General features: G+C 73.2%; 22 protein-coding genes. 1 reads left to right on the forward strand and 21 read right to left on the reverse strand.

All coding sequences use genetic code 11. The features are described from left to right. From ACFVVX_RS15405 to ACFVVX_RS15440, 8 genes are all read right to left on the reverse strand, one after another. On the reverse strand, positions 1–528 hold the full coding sequence (locus ACFVVX_RS15405; protein WP_387945531.1) for a hypothetical protein: 528 nt from the start codon (positions 526–528) through the stop codon (positions 1–3). A 57-nt stretch (positions 529–585) separates the two neighbouring features. After that, entirely contained in the window at positions 586–1,071 is a 486-nt protein-coding gene (locus ACFVVX_RS15410; protein ID WP_387945533.1) for a hypothetical protein, read from the reverse strand. Beyond that, the gene (locus tag ACFVVX_RS15415; protein ID WP_387945535.1) at positions 1,055–1,276 is read right to left on the reverse strand and encodes a hypothetical protein; all 222 of its coding nucleotides are present in this window, start codon (positions 1,274–1,276) and stop codon (positions 1,055–1,057) included. The genes ACFVVX_RS15410 and ACFVVX_RS15415 overlap by 17 nt, the downstream gene beginning before the upstream one ends. Further along, on the reverse strand, positions 1,273–1,794 hold the full coding sequence (locus ACFVVX_RS15420; RefSeq protein ID WP_387945537.1) for a hypothetical protein: 522 nt from the start codon (positions 1,792–1,794) through the stop codon (positions 1,273–1,275). Before ACFVVX_RS15420 ends, ACFVVX_RS15415 begins: the two co-directional genes overlap by 4 nt. 68 nt (positions 1,795–1,862) lie before the next feature. Beyond that, a complete protein-coding gene (locus ACFVVX_RS15425) occupies positions 1,863–2,468 on the reverse strand; it encodes a hypothetical protein (RefSeq protein WP_387945539.1) in 606 nt (201 codons plus the stop codon). Between the two features lie 36 nt (positions 2,469–2,504). Next, positions 2,505–3,662 (reverse strand): DnaB-like helicase N-terminal domain-containing protein, encoded by a 1,158-nt coding sequence (locus ACFVVX_RS15430; protein ID WP_387945541.1) that lies wholly within the window; start codon positions 3,660–3,662, stop codon positions 2,505–2,507. A 56-nt stretch (positions 3,663–3,718) separates the two neighbouring features. Continuing rightward, on the reverse strand, positions 3,719–4,465 hold the full coding sequence (locus ACFVVX_RS15435) for a hypothetical protein (protein ID WP_387945543.1): 747 nt from the start codon (positions 4,463–4,465) through the stop codon (positions 3,719–3,721). Positions 4,466–4,611: 146 nt separating this feature from the next. Beyond that, positions 4,612–4,935: a hypothetical protein gene (locus ACFVVX_RS15440; protein WP_387945545.1), complete on the reverse strand. Its 324-nt coding sequence runs from the start codon at positions 4,933–4,935 to the stop codon at positions 4,612–4,614. A 1,018-nt stretch (positions 4,936–5,953) separates the two neighbouring features. Between ACFVVX_RS15440 and ACFVVX_RS15445 the strand changes: the two genes are divergently transcribed. After that, positions 5,954–6,586 (forward strand): DUF6313 family protein, encoded by a 633-nt coding sequence (locus ACFVVX_RS15445; RefSeq protein WP_387945822.1) that lies wholly within the window; start codon positions 5,954–5,956, stop codon positions 6,584–6,586. Positions 6,587–6,842: 256 nt separating this feature from the next. On the opposite strand, the gene ACFVVX_RS15450 is transcribed toward ACFVVX_RS15445, so the two are convergent. From ACFVVX_RS15450 to ACFVVX_RS15510, 13 genes are all read right to left on the reverse strand, one after another. Continuing rightward, positions 6,843–7,802, reverse strand: coding sequence for an ISAs1 family transposase (locus ACFVVX_RS15450; RefSeq protein WP_387945547.1), 960 nt, complete (start codon positions 7,800–7,802; stop codon positions 6,843–6,845). Positions 7,803–8,225: 423 nt separating this feature from the next. Next, positions 8,226–8,636 (reverse strand): XF1762 family protein, encoded by a 411-nt coding sequence (locus ACFVVX_RS15455; protein WP_387945549.1) that lies wholly within the window; start codon positions 8,634–8,636, stop codon positions 8,226–8,228. Beyond that, positions 8,633–10,435, reverse strand: a complete 1,803-nt coding sequence (locus tag ACFVVX_RS15460) for a type IV secretory system conjugative DNA transfer family protein (protein WP_387945824.1) — start codon at positions 10,433–10,435, stop codon at positions 8,633–8,635. The genes ACFVVX_RS15455 and ACFVVX_RS15460 overlap by 4 nt, the downstream gene beginning before the upstream one ends. Before the next feature lie 103 nt (positions 10,436–10,538). Further along, a complete protein-coding gene (locus ACFVVX_RS15465; RefSeq protein ID WP_387945551.1) occupies positions 10,539–10,988 on the reverse strand; it encodes a hypothetical protein in 450 nt (149 codons plus the stop codon). A gap of 199 nt (positions 10,989–11,187) precedes the next feature. Further along, positions 11,188–11,589 carry a hypothetical protein gene (locus ACFVVX_RS15470; protein ID WP_387945553.1) on the reverse strand — a complete coding sequence of 134 codons (402 nt, stop codon included), beginning with the start codon at positions 11,587–11,589 and terminating at the stop codon, positions 11,188–11,190. An 18-nt stretch (positions 11,590–11,607) separates the two neighbouring features. Then, entirely contained in the window at positions 11,608–12,447 is an 840-nt protein-coding gene (locus ACFVVX_RS15475) for a hypothetical protein (protein ID WP_387945555.1), read from the reverse strand. Continuing rightward, positions 12,444–13,094: a hypothetical protein gene (locus tag ACFVVX_RS15480; RefSeq protein WP_387945557.1), complete on the reverse strand. Its 651-nt coding sequence runs from the start codon at positions 13,092–13,094 to the stop codon at positions 12,444–12,446. The genes ACFVVX_RS15475 and ACFVVX_RS15480 overlap by 4 nt, the downstream gene beginning before the upstream one ends. Further along, a complete protein-coding gene (locus ACFVVX_RS15485; protein ID WP_387945559.1) occupies positions 13,091–13,564 on the reverse strand; it encodes a hypothetical protein in 474 nt (157 codons plus the stop codon). The genes ACFVVX_RS15480 and ACFVVX_RS15485 overlap by 4 nt, the downstream gene beginning before the upstream one ends. 14 nt (positions 13,565–13,578) lie before the next feature. Next, on the reverse strand, positions 13,579–14,073 hold the full coding sequence (locus ACFVVX_RS15490; RefSeq protein WP_387945561.1) for a hypothetical protein: 495 nt from the start codon (positions 14,071–14,073) through the stop codon (positions 13,579–13,581). A gap of 24 nt (positions 14,074–14,097) precedes the next feature. Next, positions 14,098–15,105: a hypothetical protein gene (locus ACFVVX_RS15495; protein ID WP_387945563.1), complete on the reverse strand. Its 1,008-nt coding sequence runs from the start codon at positions 15,103–15,105 to the stop codon at positions 14,098–14,100. Positions 15,106–15,306: 201 nt separating this feature from the next. Continuing rightward, complete coding sequence (locus ACFVVX_RS15500; protein WP_387945565.1) at positions 15,307–16,266, reverse strand: hypothetical protein; 960 nt, start codon at positions 16,264–16,266, stop codon at positions 15,307–15,309. Between the two features lie 32 nt (positions 16,267–16,298). Next, complete coding sequence (locus ACFVVX_RS15505; protein ID WP_387945567.1) at positions 16,299–17,039, reverse strand: hypothetical protein; 741 nt, start codon at positions 17,037–17,039, stop codon at positions 16,299–16,301. Continuing rightward, the gene (locus tag ACFVVX_RS15510) at positions 17,036–17,404 is read right to left on the reverse strand and encodes a hypothetical protein (RefSeq protein ID WP_387945569.1); all 369 of its coding nucleotides are present in this window, start codon (positions 17,402–17,404) and stop codon (positions 17,036–17,038) included. The genes ACFVVX_RS15505 and ACFVVX_RS15510 overlap by 4 nt, the downstream gene beginning before the upstream one ends. Positions 17,405–17,432 lie beyond the last annotated feature (28 nt).

Genomic DNA, 17,432 nt, shown 5'->3' on the forward strand with positions numbered 1-17,432 from the left:
TCAGCGGTTGCGGCGCAGCGGGATGACGGGCGCTGCGGGGGCGGCGTCGCCGCGGGAGTCCGGGCTGGCGGGTCGGACGCTGACGATGCGGGAGCGGGCCAGCGCCGCGCCTGCCTGCGCGCCGCGGTGGCTCGACAGGTCGGTGACGGCGGCCACCGGTTCGGTGGACACGCGGTCGGCGGCCGAGCTGAGCTCCCGCGCGGTGGTCGTGACGAGTGCGCGCGCGACGGAGTGGGCGTGGTCGGCCTCGGCCGGGGATGCAGCGGCGGGCGGTGCGGTCAACAGCCGCTTCGCGGAGTCGGCGACGACGGCCAGGGCCTGGGCGGTGCCGGCCACGGCGGCGGCGAACGCGGCGAGCGCCGCCCGGTCGGCGCCGGGGTCAGCGGTGCGGAACAGGACCTCGTCACTGGCGTCGGCGGCGATGGCCACCAGGTGGGTCATGGGCCACGCCGTCTCGGCGGGGTGGCTGGTCGCCGAGGGCAGCAGCGTGCGGTTCACGGTCTCCAGCCGGTCGGCCAGGGAGCGCATCACCGCCGACGGGTCGGTGTCGATCAGGGCACTCCGATCATCGGGGGTGGACAGGGGTCAGCGCGGGGCGGAGGGAGCCGTCGCGGCGGCGGGGGACCGCGAGACGATCCGGATGGCACCGGAACGGCGGGACGTCGCCTCGGCGGTGGCAGCGGCTTCCTCGGCGAACCCGGACGGCACGATGACCAAGGGCTGCTTCCGGTACTCGGCACGCGTGGCGAGGAAGCGCGCGGCCTTGCCGTCCGGGTCCGCCAGCGCCTCCTGCTCGCGGGCGAGTTCGCGTTTGCGGACCTGGGCCAGGTCCGTGCGGAAGCGGCGGATCGTGCTGATGGTGTGGGCGAGGATGCCGTCGACCTCGGCGAACTGCTGGGCCACGTGGGTATCCAGGCCCGGGGCGTAGAAGTGCGAGCGGGTCTCGCCACCGGGACGGACCTGGTTCGCGAGGTCGCAGGCCTGGTCGAGGAGCTCGGTGAGCCTGTGCAGAACCGGGCTTGCCCGGGTGGCGGCGAACGTGGGCCCCCAGGCCTCACCGACGTTCGCCACGGCGGGCCCAGTGCGGTGAGACAACTGGGCGCAGCAGGCAGGCCACGGCCACGTAGTCGGCGAGCGCGCCGATGTCCCGGGCCAGCAGGTCCGGAACCTTGGCGGGCGGGGCCTTGGCGGTGTGCCGCAGGTCGCGGCGAATCTGAGCGAGGTTCGTGGCGAGATCCGCGAGGCGTTGGACGTCGTCGGCGCTGATGTCGCTCATCGCCGGCGCCCGCCCGTCTGCGCGACAACGCCCGCAACGGCGGCGGGCGGCGCGGAGACCGGGCGCCTCGGGCTGGCAGCGGTGGACGCCTGCCGCTGCGCCGGGGAGGGGAGTTCGGCGCGGGTCTCGGTGGTCTGCCGCCAGCCGGTAACCAGGGCGCTCTGGGCCAGGGCCGTCGAGTTCAGCACCTGGTAGCCGAGCGCGTCCTCGCGTACGTCGGGTGTGCGGCCGGTGCCCTGGTCCTCGGGGCCGCATTCGAGGGCGACGGCGGCGTCGAGCGCGTGGGCGAGGTGGCGGTGGGCCCGGGCGGCCTGGAAGCCGCGGGCGGCCGTGGCCCGGGCCGGGTCGGCAGGCCCGGCCCGGAGGGCCTGGGCCCGGGTGGAGCAGTGCCGCAGCACGGTGAGCATGTGCTCGGCCGCGTCGGTCAGGGCCCCGGGGGCGGGCACGCCGGGGTGGCCGGGCGCGGTGTTGGCGCCGTTGAGGGCCTCGGCGACATGGGCCATGACGTTCGCGAGCATGACCCGCTCGGTGTCGAACCCGGGGGTCGTGGGTGGGGCGATGGAAGGCTCCGGAGGTGAGGGCGGCGTCAGCGGCGGGGTCCGGCGGCGGTCGGCAGGACGGCGGGCGTCGGAGCCGGGTGCGGGGCGGTGATGAACGCGGCTGCCGGGTGGGCCGCGGTGCTGCGGGCGACGGCGGCTCGGAGGCGGCCGGGAGGCAGCGCGGCGCCGTCGCGTCCCGAGCGGGCTTCGCGCCGCAGGCCTTCGCTGGCGTCCTCCAGGGCGAGCCGGGTCCGCGACAGGGCGAGGTTCAACTCGCGTCCTGCCCGCTCGCGCACGTCTTCGGCCCGTGGGCCGTCGAGGCCGTCGACCTCGTAGAGCCGGGCGGCCATCGCGCCGGCCCGGCCGACGGTGGCGAGGGCCTCGCCGACGCGGGCGCCGGCGTCGGCCAGGGCGAGGGCGAGGGCTCGCTGCGCGGTGTCGGCGTCCGGGGCGCTGGTCAGAGCGGCGGCGGTCCCCAGCAGCACCTGGTGCTGTTCGCCGATCTGCGCCGCGTGCTCCCGGAGTTCTGCCACCGAGGGCGGTCCCTGCTTGCGGTAGGCGCCGGGGAGGGTGGTGGTGAGCTCGTCGATGGTGGTGGCGGCGGCCCGCAGCCGGGTGGAGGCGGGGCTGGGCGGCCGGACGGGGGTGGGCATCGGGGGTCCTTCGGTTGGGAGAGGGTGGTCAGCGGTTCAGTGGCTGCTGCGGATGGGCGCGCGGGCGCAGGCCGCATGCTGCGCGGGCGACGCAGGGCCGGTCGGACTGGTGTCGGGGACGGGGGCGAGTGAGCGGGCGCGGGCGGCGTCGCGGCGGTGCTCCGGCTCGCCGGGTTCGCCGACGGGGTTCCCGTCGACGCCTGCGGTGCCGGTGGCGGCACGCCAGCGCTTCTGCACCGCCTCGGTGCCGCGCAGGGTGCGCAGGGCCGATCCGAGGAGACGGGCGGCGGGCAGCGAGGTGTCGAGGGACAGCATGCGCACCGTGCCCGCCGAGGTGATGGCAGAGCGCAGGACGGAGGCCTGGAGGACTTGTTCGGCCCAGTAGCCCGGATCGCCGCTGAATCCGGCCCGGGTGACGGCGCGCACGGCGTCGGCGGTGGTCGCGCCCGAGGCCAGGTCTCCGTGGTGCTGGATCTCCCACAGGACGGTCAGCGGGTCGATCGGCTCGCTGCGGTGGGCCAATGCGGCGACGGCCCGGTAGACGGCGCGGTGGCCGCGGTCCAGGAAGTCCGCCGGGTGCAGCCAGGGGGAGATGTCCCGGACCTCGCGCGGGAGGGCGGTCAGGGACGCGAGCAGGGACGCCTCCTGCCGCAGCGTTTCCTCGACGGCGGGTGGGGGGAGTTCGAGCGGCCACGGACCGGGAAGGGGCCGCGGGCTCTCGTCCAGCGACCCCCAGGCGTCGGCGAGTTGACCGATGGCGGCCCGCAGGTCGCCGGTGAGGCGGAGCGTGCCGTCGACGGCGCCGGTGCGGGCGGCGGCCAGCAGCCGGTGGGCGTGCTCGTGCACCTGTCTGCGGACCGCAGTCTCCAGCACCATCCGCCCATACGCGGCGGCGTGGCCGGGCACGGGGCACGCCGCGATCAGCGTGTGCCCGTACCCGGGCGTGAAGCCGGGGCTGACCTCGGCCGCCGAGGCCATCGCCTGCGTTGCCCACGCGGACCTGGCCCCGTCGGTGTCCGAGGGGATCCCGGCCTGCCCGGCCGCGAACTGCGCGAGCAGAACCTCGAACAGGGCGGCGTGCGCGGGCCGGTAGAAGTGCTGCGGCTGCAGCCAGTCGGCCACGTCCCGGAGCCGGTCCGGCGCCAGGAGGATCGCTCCGAGAGCCGCCTGCTCGGCCTCCATCTGCGGGTTCATCGCGTCACCTCCGGGCGGGGAGGGGAGGGCTTGCAGCGGGCGGGGGGCGTTGCCAGTCACCGTCCCCGTGCCGGGCCGGTCGGGGGCAGGGGCCGGAACGCCTGGCCGGCCGTCCTCGGAGGGACAGGTTGCCGGGCCGGCGCGAGGCCCGTGACAGGGTCGGTGGCGGGCATCGGGGCGACGGCGCGTGGGTCGATCCGGCGGAGGACGCCTTCCGCCTCCTGTTTCGTGGGGAAGCCGCCCTCGGCGATGCTGTAGGTCGCGCTGCGCAGGTGGATGGTCTCCAACTGGAGCAGGAACCGGCGCCCGGTCGCGAGGGGGTGGCGGTCGAGCAGCAGCGCCCAGTTGGCCTCGCGCTCGCCGCCGCTGAAGCCGTACGAGTAGGCCATCTGCCGGCCGAGGAGGACGTAGCGCGAGCCGGATCGGCGGATCCGGTTCTCGATACGCAGGGTGGTGCCGTCGCCGGGGCGGGTGAACACGTAGTCGCCGCCGTCCAGCAGACCGTTGAACTCCTCCTCGGGGCCGAGGTTGTACGGGTCGGCCGGGACGGTCCGGTAGGCGGCGAGGGCGCGCGGGTCCGCGCCGCGCTGGACGAGCCAGTGGCCGGCCCAGGCGTAAGTCACAGCCGAGTCCATCCGGAGGTGGCAGGTCCGCGCGTCGGGGTCGAGCCGGAGGTGGACGGCGGTGGCGCGGTCGGTGCCAGTCATCGCGGACGCGGCACTGCGATCGGCCGCCACGATGAACTGCTCCGTACGATCGGGGCTTTGGTGACTGGCGACGACGGTGTAGATGTCGGGCATCATCGTCAGCCACCTCATCGTTGCTGCGCTGATGGGATCGTCGGGCGTCCAATCCCGTAGGGCCTGCGCGATGTCTTCCATGGGCCTCCTGGTCGGATAGGGGGAATAGACGATGGGATTTGCCGACTGCCGACTGCCGGTGGCGAGAGTCAGCGGGACCGCGGCACCGGTCGGGGGTCTGGGGCGGGCGTTGCGGACCCGGCCGGTGCGGGCAGGTCGTCAAGCCCGGGCAGGGTCGGCGAGGAGGAGAGGGATGCTGCGGCGCGGCGGGAGACAGGGCGCGGATTGGCGGAGGCAGCGCGGGCCTGTGACCGCGGTCCGTACAGGTCCTCCAGGTAGCCGCGCACCGCCTCGCGCCATGGCCGGCCGAGGAGCGGGCCGAGGACGCGTGCGGCCTCGGTGGGGGCGACGACGTCGCCGATCTGCCGGAACCGGGCGGTATCCGAGCCGTCCCAGGGGTGGCCGGCGGGCATACGACGAGCAGGGAGGCCTCGCCGGTGGTGATCCGGCGCTGCGGGTTGCCGGCCCAGTACCAGCTGCGGCTGCGTCCGGTGATGGTGGTGGCGGTCTCGTCCGCGCTCCACTCGTTGCCGCCGGGCGTCGCGCGGTTCCCGCGGGTATTTACCCGCACGCCCTTCTGCCAGCCGAGGGCCTGTGCGGCGGTGCGGGCGGGTGTCAGGTCGCTGGGTTGGGCGGTGCGCAGACTCACCATCTGGTGGCGTCCGGCGACGAAGTAGGTGCGGCGTCGGTGGGAGGCGAGGCCGACATCGGCGGCGTCCAGCGTCTCGTAGTCGCTGGTGTACCAATCCGCGAGCTCAAGGGCGTCGGCGAGGGCGTCGAGCACGTCGGTGGGCAGGGCGCTGGACTGCTCCATCTTCGCCGAGGACGCCTCACGCGTGCGGACCGGAACCGCACCCAGGGCCATGGCGGCACTGCGCAACCTGGCCATCGGCACCCTCCGCCTCACCAGCTGCGACAACATCGCCGCAGGCGTGCGCAAGGCGACCGAGATGCCACCCGACCGCTGGCCACCCTCGGCATCACGTGATCAAACCGGACGGATCGCCAGAACGACGCCGCCCTGGGGTGCAACCCACCACTCCCCATGCCCAATCAAACGACCTGATCACCACATAGGACCCGCTGTAAGTTGTTCTTTCGGTTGCCGAAAATCGACACCGGGATCACGCCTGGGGTGGTTTGAATTGCCGCTAGCCGTGCGGCGACTTATTGTAGATGTGTGATGCCTGCATTGCGGGCTGCTTGAAAGGTGGATGTGCGATGGCTATATTATGGCCACTTGAGGGGTCGCCCAAATTATGGCCACCTGAAGAGTCGTTCTGGCGAAAGCCAGGGCGGTATTTTGCTCAGTTTTATCATCGGCCTATCCCTCATTGGATTTTTCGTTGGTCCGCTATCCCGCTGTTGACTGCCTCGCTCCTGTTTGTCGCGGTGGGTATTGCAATTTCATTCGATGACGCAACACAGTTCATGACTGGCCTGGAGAATCCGTATGCCAGCCCTAGTTCTTCGTCCTCCCCGGCGCCCGATGCAATACAGAAGGTTTCTCTGTTTGCGGCGCAGCCGACCCCCGTCTCGGTCCCGAGTCCAGCCGAGCGCCCATATCAGGGGCTTGCCGTCGCAATGCGAATTGTCGGCTGGGTCGCCATCCCGGCATTGATCGGCGGCGCAGTCGGTCTCACCGCAGCGGAGACCTTGAGGAGGATGTTTAATAGGTCGGACTATCGACTAATTATCAAAGATAAGGGAAACTCTTGCCATATATCTAATTATGTTGGGCAATCCGAGGAGGATGATGCTGCGCTGAGGGAGTTCTGTCGGGCGCACGGAGATGATTCAGTAAGGTCCCAAAGGTGCTGGAAGAAGCTCTTCTATAATGCATGGCACACAAGTGCAGTATACGGGGCCTCGGATCGGGGTGCGTATGCCGCGAAGGCCGCAATTTCCTATGTGCAGCTTTTTAATTCGTGTCTGGTTTGTTATGCCCGGATGGAGGATGCACCTGCCGGCCCGGCGGATATCAATGTATCCTCGGCACCCCGGGGGCGTCGGGTGATGCTTGCCGCAAGTAAGCACCCGCGCGCTAACTGTTACAAAAGGTGATCAGGGATGAAGTGGAGCGTTGCGATACGCGAAGGCGATTCCCTTACCCGGGCCGCCCGGGCACTCTTGATCCATGCTTTCCCTGATGCGTCCAAGGCTGCCATCTCGGAGGGCGCGCTTCTGGTGGCTCGGAACACTGCCCGAAAGCTTGATCAGGACCTAAGTGCTGCCGATAGGGCAGTCGCCACCGCGGCAACGCGTCAGCGCTTGGCCGAACTCGGATTGTCGACGCCAGCCGCGAAGAGAAGCCACAACGTCAACGAGTGAGGTGGGTTGCACCCCAGGGCGGCGTCGTTCTGGCGATCCGTCCGGTTTGATCACGTGATGCCGAGGGTGGCCAGCGGTCGGGTGGCATCTCGGTCGCCTTGCGCACGCCTGCGGCGATGTTGTCGCAGCTGGTGAGGCGGAGGGTGCCGATGGCCAGGTTGCGCAGTGCCGCCATGGCCCTGGGTGCGGTTCCGGTCCGCACGCGTGAGGCGTCCTCGGCGAAGGTGGTGTCGCGCACGTGGTGGATCTTTTTCTCGATACCCCCGTGCTCGCGCACGCGGTGCGCGATCTCGGGAGCGTCGGCCTGCTCCGCCGCCAGGTCGGTGACCGCGTAGACACGCTCCAAAGTGACCTTGCCGATGGTGACGGTGCGGCGGCGGCGCACGATCTGCACGGCTTGGGCGGCGTGCGGGAAGCCGACACCACGAGTGACGGTGCAGGTCTTGAGGCGGCGGATTTCGTCACGGCCGTGCTCGGTGGTGCGGGTCTTGTCCAGTAGCGGAACGTCCCGCCAGGGTAGCTGCTTCAGGTGTTGGTGCAGCAGCGGCTGGTTCCCCTTGATCACGGCGATGTAGTGGGCCTTCTTCTCCTCGACCAGGAAGCGGGCGTGGGCTGTCTGGGAGTGCAGGGCGTCGAATGTGACCGCGGTGTCGGTCGGGTCGAGCCCGGCGAGCACCGGCTTGAAGACGGTGATTTCGTTCGTTTTGGAGCCGACCTCGCGCTGGGCGGCGACCAGGCCGGTACCGGTCATCGCGGCCAGCAGGTGGACCTGGGTGCCGTCGGCACGACGGGCGCCCCGAACGGTCTTGCCGTCCACGGCCAGCGAGCCGCGGGCACGCCGGCCCGGCTCCTGGTCTGGCGGCGGACGGTCGGGATCACGGGCGGCGAGCCAGGCCCCGATCGCAGCGTCGAGGGCGTTGCCGTCAACGCGCTGCAGGATCCGGCGCACGGTGGCTTCGGCCGGGGCGGTGGGGCTGGACGGTTCGCGGTTCGGGGCTCCGAGGGGCGATGATGATCGGGCAGGCACAGTCTCCGGGTGATCAGGGACTCAACACCTCATGATCACCCGGAGACTGTGCCTGCCCCCGTTCCAGACCAATCCCCGAACCTCGCAGCCACGTCAGCTGCCTGAACCGGAATCAAGACGGACAATCGCTCGAACGACGCCGCCCTGGGCGGGCTGGTCTGCGGTGTTGGGCCGCGCGCCTTGCGGCGCGCGGGGCTATGTGGGCGTTCAAGATGTCTCCGGTGGGGGCTGGACGGAAATCCAGCTTCGGCAGCTCGTCGAGCGCGGACAGGAGCAGCAGGGTGGTCGACTGCACTCCGGCGCCCAGGGACAGGGTGCGTACGGTGGGCGCGGTGCCGGTTTCGGTCACGGCGCCTGCCACAGCGAGGCGGCATCGGGCCCTACGCCCGGCCGCGCTCTGCGACGAGCGGTGGCTCGCCATCCTGCGCGTTGGGCGGGCGCGGCGCTCTCGTCGTCATCGGTGTAGGTGACGAGTCGGGTGTAGCCGAGGGAATCGGCGGCATGGCGGCAGGCGGTGTACAGCAGGAGGTCCTCGACCGGGGCACCGACGCCGACATCGGCGAAGGTGGTCTCCAGCGTGGTGCCGTCGTCGAGCTGCCCGGCGGTCGGCCGGTGGGCGACGGCGACAGCGCGAACCCTCCCGTCGTCGTTGGCGCCGGCCACGGCGAACACCCGTCCCCGCGGTGTTCGGTGATGGCGCCGACGGACGGAGCGGGCGGCCTCGCGGTCGCGGATGGGCGTGAGGTGGAGGCTCATGCGGCTACCGCCTTGGCGCGGGCACGCTCGGTGATCGCAGCGGTCTGCCGGGCAGAGGCCTTGCCGATCCTGTCGGTGCCCGCCTCCTTGTACCAGGGCCGCAACTGGATCAGCGCCGGTTTGACCCCGGTGGCGAACAGCAGCGCGGAGCCCTTCGCGAGCGCGCGGATCTGGTTGGTGGGCAGGATCCGCTCCTGGCGCATCGACACGGAGGTGGAGCGCCCGGACTCACTGGTGGAGTGGGACACGGTCTCGACGTCGTGCTCGCCGACGAGCCTGGAGAGCTTGTCGGCGAAGTCGGCGTCGTCGATGCCGGAGCCGACGAGCTTGATTGTGGCGGCGGACCAGAGCGCGTCCATGCCGACCTCGCCCCACACCCGTTGGCCTTGCCGGTAGGACTGCAGGATCGTGATCGGGATGACCCCACGGGAGCCCAGGTGCGAGTACAGATCGGGCAAATCGCCGATCTTGCACACGTTCGCGGCCTCGTCCAGGATGCAGAGCAGCGGGGGGTCGAGGCGTCCGCCGTCGCGTTCGGCCTGGATGACTGCGGTGCGCATCACGCTGTCGGCCGCGGCGGCGATCAGCGCGGACGCGCTGCCGCCGCCGTCCTTGCTGAGCAGGTAGAGGGTGTCAGTGTGGGTGACGAAGTCGGCGGGCCTGAACTCCGGCAGGTCGCTGTTGGGGGTGACCCAGGCGGCGATCTTCGGGTCGAGCAGGCATGCGGCGTACTGGCGCGCGGTCTCGAAGATGCCGTCGCGGGTCTCGACCGCGCCGCTCACGGTCCCCTGCAGCTGGGCTGCAATCGCCGACAGTTGGTTGGTCTTGAGGATGTCGATTGGGGTCCGGTCGGCGGGCTGCGCGAGCCAGGCGAGGACGTCGGTGATCGGGCGCTTGTCCGCGCCGGCCGCGAGAAACAGCGCGGTGAGCGTGTTGGCGGCGGCGGTGCTCCAGAAGTCGCCCTGCTCGCCCTCGTCGACGGAGGCTGTGACGAAGTGGCCGGCCAGGCGCCGGGCACCGGGGAGGTCGCCGGCGTCGGCGAGCGGGTCCCACCACATCGCCTGCTCGGTGTGGGCGATCTGCTGGGGGTCCATCGCCCATACCCGGCCGGTCTCGGCGCGGGCGTCCAGGGTGACGGTGTAGGCGTCGCCCGCCGCCTTGTTGCTGGTGAGCAGGACCGGGCCGGGGGCGTTGAGGATCGAGGGGACCGCGAGGCTGGTTGTCTTGCCGGAGCGCGGCGCCATGATGGCGACGGCGACGTCCTCCCACGAGGTGCGCACCTCGGGGCCCTTCTCGCCCAGGGTGCCGAGCAGGATGCCGGTGTCCTCTGGGTGGATCGTGCCGGGCTTGGCGGAGGCGAGGCTGGGGCGCAGGCTCCGCGCCTTGGTGGTGATCTCCTTGGGCAGGAGGACGGCGAGGTCGCGGCTGGTGGCCAGGCCGTTGCTCTTCTTGCGGACCTTCAGGTAGATCCGCAGGCCCACGGCGGCGACGCCGAGGGTGACGGCGGCGGGTAGGACGCGGGCGCCGACGAGCAGGGTGACGGGCCCGAGTCCCGGCCACAGCCGCTGGGGGTGGAGGGCGGCCGTGACCGGCTGGTAGACCGCCCACGGGCCTTGCCCGAAGAAGAGGGTGGTGGTGTTGCCGAGGGCCCAGGCGATCGAGCCGAAGGCGATGAGGAGGAGGCCGGCACCGATCAGGGCGTAGAGGAGGGCGTCGGTGCCGGGGGATGCGGAGGGTGACTTGGGGGAGGAAGCGGGGGGCAGGGTCGTCCTTGCGGGGATGGCCCGGGCGCGCGGGATCGCAGGCACTCAGGGGCCGCGTGCGCGGGGCGGGAGACGGCCGGGCGCCGGGCGCGGTGTGCTCACGCGCCGGGGACCGGGGCCGGGGAACGGGGGAGGACGCTCAGCGGTGCGGGGCCGCCGGGGCAACCGGGCTGCCCCACGTCGCGGCGCTGCTGCGCAGGGCGGACGCCGGACGTGTCTGGGCGGGCGCGGTGCGGGCGGTGGAGGCGCGCAGCCGGCCGGCGCGGTCGAACGAGGCGAGCTGGCAGGCCGCGTGGGCCAGGGACAGGTCGCGCTCCAGGCGCGGGGCCGAGCCGTCGGCGCGCATCAGCGGGGCGACGATGCGGGCCTCGTGGTCGCCGATCCGCAGGGCGATCCACCGGCAGGCCGCAGGATCGTCGACGGGCGCGATGCCGGTGGCGGCCAGGATCCGGCGGACGGTCGAGGCCCACCGTTCGTCCGGGAGCGGGGCACTGTCGGGATGGGCGCGGACGGTGCAGTGCCACACGTCCCGGCTGCGGCCCGGCCGCAGGTCCCGCTCGGGCCGCCGGGTGCGCAGGTGGGCGTCCAACTCGGCTGCGAGGGAGTCCAGTTCCGCGCTGCCGGGAGCAGGCAGTCCGGCGATCGGCTGTCAGGCGTCGAGGACGGTGACCCGGGGACTGCCCGGCAGGCGCACGGCGTGGTGCTGGGCGGCGACGAGCAGGTCGCGGGTGCTGGCGTAGCGGGTGATGGACGGGATCAGGGGAAACGTTTCTCCAGGGGCGGGTGGTTCAGCGCCTGCGCGGGGCGGGCCCTGTGCCGGGCGGCTGGGGCGGGGCCGGTGCCGGCGGGGCCACGGGCCGCGCGGCGCTCGATCGGATCCGGGCGGGGCGGCCGGCCACGGAGCGCAGGCGCTCGGGTGTGTCGGTGATGTCGGTACCGGCCTGCCAGATCTCGTCGGCGGCGAGGGCGAGCGGCTGCCACAGGTAGTTGCCGCCGGGCGCGTCCTTGACCCACCGGCTGGCGGTGGCCAGGGCGTCGGAGAGAGCTTCGAGGGTGCCGCCGTCGCGGGTGATCGCCTCGACCAGGTCGGCGACCTCGGCGGGGCCGGAGGCGTCGCGCAGCTGCTCGCAGACGAGCCGCAGCGCCTCGGCGGCCCGGACTGCCGGGGACGGCTGGGTCGTGGGGGGCATGGTCTCCTTCGGGGGCGGTCAGCGCGCCTTGCCCGCGGCGGCCTGCGGAACGGGGTGGTGCGCCGGGTCGGGGGAGGTCGCGGACGGCGCCGTGGATGGGCGGGTGGCCACCCGAGCAGCCAGCGCGCGGGTACTCAGGTCGGAGGCGAGGGGCCTGCGGTAGTTCCACGGCCAGTGTCCGCCGATGGCGTACAGGCCCCGCGCGTCGGCGGCGACCTGCTCCTGCCCGCCTTCGCCGTCGTACTCCTTGGGCCAGGAGAACTGCAGGGTTCCGTCGGCCTCGAACGCGGCGGTCATCCCGCAGTCGTCCTTGAGCAGGTCGGCGACGATCTGCTCGGCGTCGCCGCGGGTGAACAGTGCGTTGCCGTACGGGTCGACGTAACCGGCGCTGGGGGTGGCGAGGGCCGGGACCGGGACGTGGGTGGAGCTGTCCGGCCAGAACAGGTAGACCCGTTCGCCGTCGGCCGGTGCGGGTCCGGTCCACAGGGCCTGCTCGATGGCGTGGCGGCTGGCCGCGGCTTCGGCCGGGCTGGAGTCCTGGGCGAGAAGCGTCAGCGCGGCCGATAGGTGGGGGCCGGACTTCCCCAGTGCGTCGTCGATGGCCTCCACGGCGTCGGCGACCAGGTGGCCGAGTTCGTACAGGTCCTCGGCTGCGGGGTCGGAGCGGTGGGTGTGCTCGAAGCCGTCGAGATCGGCGCGGACGGTGGCGGCCATGGAGGAGGTGAGCGCCAGCAGGCCCTTGTCGGCGAGGAGGGTCTGGAGCAGGGCCTGGCTGGGACTGCGCTGCTGGGAGTCCAGCTGGTCGGCCAGCGCCCGCAGCCGTTGGGCGTAGGAGGTGACGGTCGTGGGCTTGCTCAAGCGCGGGTCCTTCGTGGACTGGGGGCGGGTTCGGTGGGTGCGGCCGGGGTGACGGGCCGGGCGGTGGACGCGCGGGCTGCGGGCGAGCGGGTCCGCGCGGCGAGCGCGGGATATCCGGTGGCAGCTGCCGCTGTGGCGATGGCGCGTGCGGCGGCGGCGCCGTCCAGATGCCAGGCCTGCATGTCGGCCCGTTCGTGCAGGGAGCCGTCGGAGCGCAGGGAAGCCCGGGCCCCGGCGGTGAACAGGGCGTGCAGCGCGTCCGTCGTGCTGTACGGGCCGGTGACCATCTGCGCGCCGACGTCGGCGAGGTCGCGCACGTCGTCCATGGACTCGACGAGGGCGGTCAGCTCCCTCAGGCGGGCGGCGATCTCGGCCAGGACCTCCAGGGCCTGCTCGCCGGCGGGGTTCAGCCGCAGGTCGGGGTCGACCTCGACCCGGTAGCCGGCGCGCTCCAGCAGCCGCGCGCCTTCGCCCACCAACGCGCGCAGCACGAGCGGGCCGTCCGTGCTCTGCAGGGCGAGAGGGTGCTCGGCCTTGCGCGGCGGGGCGAAGCCGAGCCTGGCGAGTAAGGCACGGGCCCGCTGGTCGGCGCCGGTCGCCTCGGCGGCGCCGAAGGAGCCCGGTGCGATGCGGACCGGCTCGCTCAACGGGCAGTGGCCCGGGCAGCGGGTGCCATGGCGGTGGCCGGCGGCGTCGGCGCGCCCGGGTGGACGGGCCGGGCGGCGGCCTGCGCGAGGCGGCCGTGTGCGGCTGCCGCCCGGGGCGAGAGCGAGGCGGGCTCCGCCGGGAAGGCGAGGCCGTAGCCGGCCAGGCGGGTGCTGATCTGCTCCAGGTGCAGGCGAAGCAGGACCGCGGTGGCGCCGGCCTGTCCGAGCTGCTCGGCTGTCTGCCGGGCGGCGCGGGTGCCGCCGCCGGCGGTGCTTTCGGCGGCGAGTCGCAGGGTCTCCTCGACCTCGGCGAGGAGGGGCTCCAGCAGCGCGAGGGGCCTGGCGATGTCGGTGGGCAGGCTGCTGTCGGCGAGGGAGTCGCCCAGGCGCCGTACGGCCTGCGCGGCGGTGCGGGCGCTCTCGGCGTCGTCCGGCGGGCAGGGGCGGGCGGTGGCGGGGGTGGGGGACACGGTCGGGGCCTCGCCTAATACGGGTTCTCGGTGCTGCGGTCCGCGTCGGTGGCGGCCTCCAGCAGCTCGGGCAGGTCACCGGGCGCGGCCTCGCGCTGGTCGATCCACCACCCGGCGCGGTCCACCGTGCGGGCACGGTTCTCGACCTCCTCCCAACCGCCCTCCGTGAGCGGCCCCTCGACGACGAGCGCCTGGTAGGCGGTGGTGACGAGCTGGTGGCGCGAGCGCTCGCCCCAGGCGAGGATCGTCTGCGGCCCGGTCAGCGGCGGCATGCGGTACTGCTCGGCCCACACGGCGGCGGCCTGCTGCTCCTCGGCGCGGCGGGCGGCGATCCACGCGGCGCGGTCCGCGCCGTCGCTCTCGCGTTCGGCGCGCCAGCAGTCCGTGCAATCGCGGCCGGCGAGCCAGCGGGCGTAGCCTGCCCGCCGGTCGGCCGGGCGGGCGGACAGGTCGTGCTCGACCTCGTGTCCGCATGAGTGGGTGACGGGCCATCGGGTCTTCACGGCCAAGAGGGGAAGGCTCCTTCGCAGGGTTCAGCGGGCGTGGATGCTGTAGGCGTGGCGCGGGTCGACCGGCTGCGCGGCGGCCGCGACGGGCTGGGCAGCGCCGACGCGGCCGAGCTGGAGGCTGGTGGCGCGGGCGGCCTTGGCACGGGCGCCGAGGTTCGCCTCGACCGGCGGCTGGGAGGCGGGGGCGGCGGTGCGAGTTCGTGCCGGGGAGGCGGCGGAGATGGTCTCCAGGTCCTTGCGGACGCCGCCGAGGGTGGTCTGGGCGCTCTCCAGCACGGCGGAGACCTGCTCGGGGTCCAGGGCCTGCGGGTCGTCGCGCAGCTGCTGGGCGAGGCCCGTGAGGATCTCCTCGATCGTGGCCAGGGTGTTCTGCCGGTTGTTCAGCAGGGCGCCCATCCGGCTGCCGGATGCCGCGGGGGCCGGGTGCAGGCGGGTGGCGAACGGGTCCTGCCCGGTGCCCGGTTCTGTCCGCCCGGCGGGGCTCAGGTCGGGGGCGGGGATGATCCGGGTGGCGAACGGGTCGTCCTCGGCCGGGAGCGGCCGGGAGCGGGAGGGCGCGGTGACCTTGATCAGGTGAGTGCGGAACTGATCCGCGGCGGTGTCCGGCGAGCGGTCCGGGTCGTACGGCAGGTCGGCCGCGACGCTCAGGCCGGCCGCGCGCAGCCGGGCCACGGTGTCCATGGCCCGCTCGGGGCCGTTGGCCTGCTGCTTGGTGAGGGAGAGCAGCGTCGGGTGGCCGGGGACACGATAGAAGCCGGCAGCTGCGAGGGGCTTGGCGGCGGCGGGGTCGGCGGTGTTGTTGGTGGCGGTGATGCCGTGCTCGGGGTGGGTGCCCACCGTGACGTCGGCCCGGGCCGACGCAGCGGGACCGGTGACGAGCGGGGCGTCGGGTGCGGGGGAGACGGGACCGGTGACGATCTTCGCGCCCGACGCTGCGGCGGCCGAGGAGGGGGACGGGTAGCCGGGGTGGGCGTCGTACTCGAACGCCTGGTCCGGGCGGACGTCCGCGCCGGTGGAGCGTAGGGCTGCCACGGTCTGGCGTGCGTGGAGCAGCAGGTTGTCGGTCCGGCCGGTGAACGCGAGGTCGCCGCTGGTGCCCGCGAGCGGGGTGAAGCCGTAGTCGGCCAGCAGGCGCCGCTGGCGGTAGGTGGCGTGTTCGAGACCGGTGACGGCGACGCCGTGCTCGGGGTGGCGGGTGATCTGGACGACGGGGCGGTCGGTGATGCGGGGCTCCTAGATGCTGGCGGCGTGCGTGGGGGCGGTGGAGATCGCCTGCGCGGACGGGGCCGCCTGGATGATGGCGCCGGTGCCAAGGCCGCGGGCGGTGACGGCGCTCGCGGCGGTCGCCCGCACGCTGCGCGCGGTCGCGATCGGCGCTTCGACGACGGAGCCCAGGTCGGCGAGGCCGGCTTGCAGGTCGTGCAGGGTGCCGGACAGGGCTGTCGCCTGGCTGAGGGCGATGTCGGCGTGGGCGGCGAGCAGTTCGCCCTGCTCGGCGGGGAGCTGGTAGATGAACGTGCTCATGTCGGCGAGCAGCTGGGAGAGGTTGGGCAGCGCCCCGGACTTCGGGTCGAGCGCGGTGTCCAGCAGGTCGGCGACGTCCCGGCTGTCGGTGAGGGTACGCAGGTTGACCTGTTCGAGGGCCAGGTCCTCGGCGGCCTCGGCCAGGCGGTCGGCGGAGGCGGGGGGCGTGGCGAGGCCGACGGTGGCGACCTGCAGGCCGAGGCCCTGCAGAACCAGGCTTGCCCGGGCCGCGGCGATCAGCGACTGGCGGTCTCCGGCTCCGGTCGGCGGCAGGTAGATGTCGCGGTCCGGGGCGGACCCGTCGTAGCGCCACCCGACCTGCCGCAGGACGTCGGGCACCAGGCCCTCGGTGGCGTCGGTGGCGGTGGCGGCGACGATCCCCTCGGTCGGGTGGCGTGCGAAGACCACGTCGGCGCCGAACGTTGCCGCGCGGACGGGGTCCTCCCGGGCGCCCGTTTCGACGGTCAGCTCGCCGGCGTCCAGCAGGTACGCCGCCTGGGCGGCGCGGGAGACTGCGTCGTCGCCGCGGAACTCGTACACCCCGCGGTCGTCCTGGAGCGCGAGGGCGCCGTTCTGCTCCAGGAGCCGGTGTGCCGCGTCGGGCGCACGGGGGCCGAGTCGAACGGTGATGGCGCCGTCGGCGCCGCTGCCGAAGGTGATGTCGGCCATGGATTCCTCGCTTGTGGGTTGGGGGTGGGGGATCACCGTCGGCGGGCGGGGACCGCGGTGGCGGGTGCAGGGGCCGGCGCCACCGGTGCCTGCCGGCTGCCGGGCACGCGGCCGGCAGCGAGGGCGGCGCGCATGCGGGCTGCCGTCGGCGGACGGGTCTCGCGCAGGATCAGCAGCCGGAACTCCCGGCGGAGATGGCCGGCGTACGCCTCCGACGCGTCCCCGGTGATCGACAGTGCCCCGGTGGGCCGGTGATGGCGCAGTTCCAGGTAGCGCCCGGCGTCGCGGTCGGCGCCGATCATCCATTCGTCGTCGAACGTGCGCCGGGCCTCCACCTCGACCTCGCCCCAGGCGATCTGCTCGGTGACGGCTCGCGAGTCGGAGCTCAGACGGACGCGGCCCAGCCGGGTGCCGGCCTCGCTCCGGGCCCGGCGGGCGGTCTCTTCGGCGTCGGGGAACGGAACCTCGGAGTTCAGCCAGCCGTAGTGCCGCAGCACGTCGGTCGAACCCTGCTGAGGCTCGTGCCAGTTGCGTACCTCGACGCCCTCGGCGATCAGGCGACCGATCGCGGATTGCGCGGCGGCGCTCTGGTCGCACATGGGCACCGAGGTGCCCATGTGCCAGGCACCGAACGGCTCGGCCCGCAGGTGGAAGCCGGCATCGGCCAGGACCCGCGTAACGGCCGGCCTGGGGTAACGCGGAGCCAGGACGAACTCGCCCAGGTCGTAGTTCCAACCGAAGCGAAGCGGCTGCGGTGCCACGAGGCCCGTCATCGGCTCCGCCCCGGCGCGGCCGGAGACCTCGGTGCGTTGCAGCGCTGCAGAGTCTGGAGGTGCTCCAGCAGATCGGCCTCGGCCTGGTCGCGGGCGGCAGCGGCGTCCTCCAGGACCTCCAACTGGACGCCGAGGTCCGCGAGGAGCCGGTCGTCGACCCGACGCTGTCGGTCCGCGCAGATCAGCAGCCGCATTCGCTCGAACGCGACCGTGGTCTCCGCCTTCGTTAGCGTGCGGTGGGCATCCAGTACCCGAGCCTCGGCGGCGCCGGGGTGCGCCGGGTCGGCGTGCAGCTCCGCGATGCTGGCGCCGAGGGCGGCCTCCACCCGGGAGTCGAGGCGGGTCAGGGACGGCGGTACGGGCAAAGGGTTCCCTTCAGGCAGTGGTACGGGC

Source organism: Kitasatospora sp. NPDC058170 (genome assembly GCF_042883905.1).
Classification (GTDB): domain Bacteria; phylum Actinomycetota; class Actinomycetes; order Streptomycetales; family Streptomycetaceae; genus Kitasatospora.

Excerpts from the sequence above, each read along its gene's own strand:
- ACFVVX_RS15405 (WP_387945531.1), bottom strand. The coding sequence starts at position 528 with ATGCGCTCCCTGGCCGACCGGCTGGAGACCGTGAACCGCACGCTGCTG.
- ACFVVX_RS15415 (WP_387945535.1), bottom strand. The coding sequence starts at position 1,276 with ATGAGCGACATCAGCGCCGACGACGTCCAACGCCTCGCGGATCTCGCC.
- ACFVVX_RS15420 (WP_387945537.1), bottom strand. The coding sequence starts at position 1,794 with ATGCTCGCGAACGTCATGGCCCATGTCGCCGAGGCCCTCAACGGCGCC.
- ACFVVX_RS15425 (WP_387945539.1), bottom strand. The coding sequence starts at position 2,468 with ATGCCCACCCCCGTCCGGCCGCCCAGCCCCGCCTCCACCCGGCTGCGG.
- ACFVVX_RS15430 (WP_387945541.1), bottom strand. The coding sequence starts at position 3,662 with ATGAACCCGCAGATGGAGGCCGAGCAGGCGGCTCTCGGAGCGATCCTC.
- ACFVVX_RS15435 (WP_387945543.1), bottom strand. The coding sequence starts at position 4,465 with ATGATGCCCGACATCTACACCGTCGTCGCCAGTCACCAAAGCCCCGAT.
- ACFVVX_RS15440 (WP_387945545.1), bottom strand. The coding sequence starts at position 4,935 with ATGCCCGCCGGCCACCCCTGGGACGGCTCGGATACCGCCCGGTTCCGG.
- ACFVVX_RS15445 (WP_387945822.1), top strand. The coding sequence starts at position 5,954 with ATGACTGGCCTGGAGAATCCGTATGCCAGCCCTAGTTCTTCGTCCTCC.
- ACFVVX_RS15455 (WP_387945549.1), bottom strand. The coding sequence starts at position 8,636 with ATGAGCCTCCACCTCACGCCCATCCGCGACCGCGAGGCCGCCCGCTCC.
- ACFVVX_RS15470 (WP_387945553.1), bottom strand. The coding sequence starts at position 11,589 with ATGCCCCCCACGACCCAGCCGTCCCCGGCAGTCCGGGCCGCCGAGGCG.
- ACFVVX_RS15500 (WP_387945565.1), bottom strand. The coding sequence starts at position 16,266 with ATGGCCGACATCACCTTCGGCAGCGGCGCCGACGGCGCCATCACCGTT.
- ACFVVX_RS15505 (WP_387945567.1), bottom strand. The coding sequence starts at position 17,039 with ATGACGGGCCTCGTGGCACCGCAGCCGCTTCGCTTCGGTTGGAACTAC.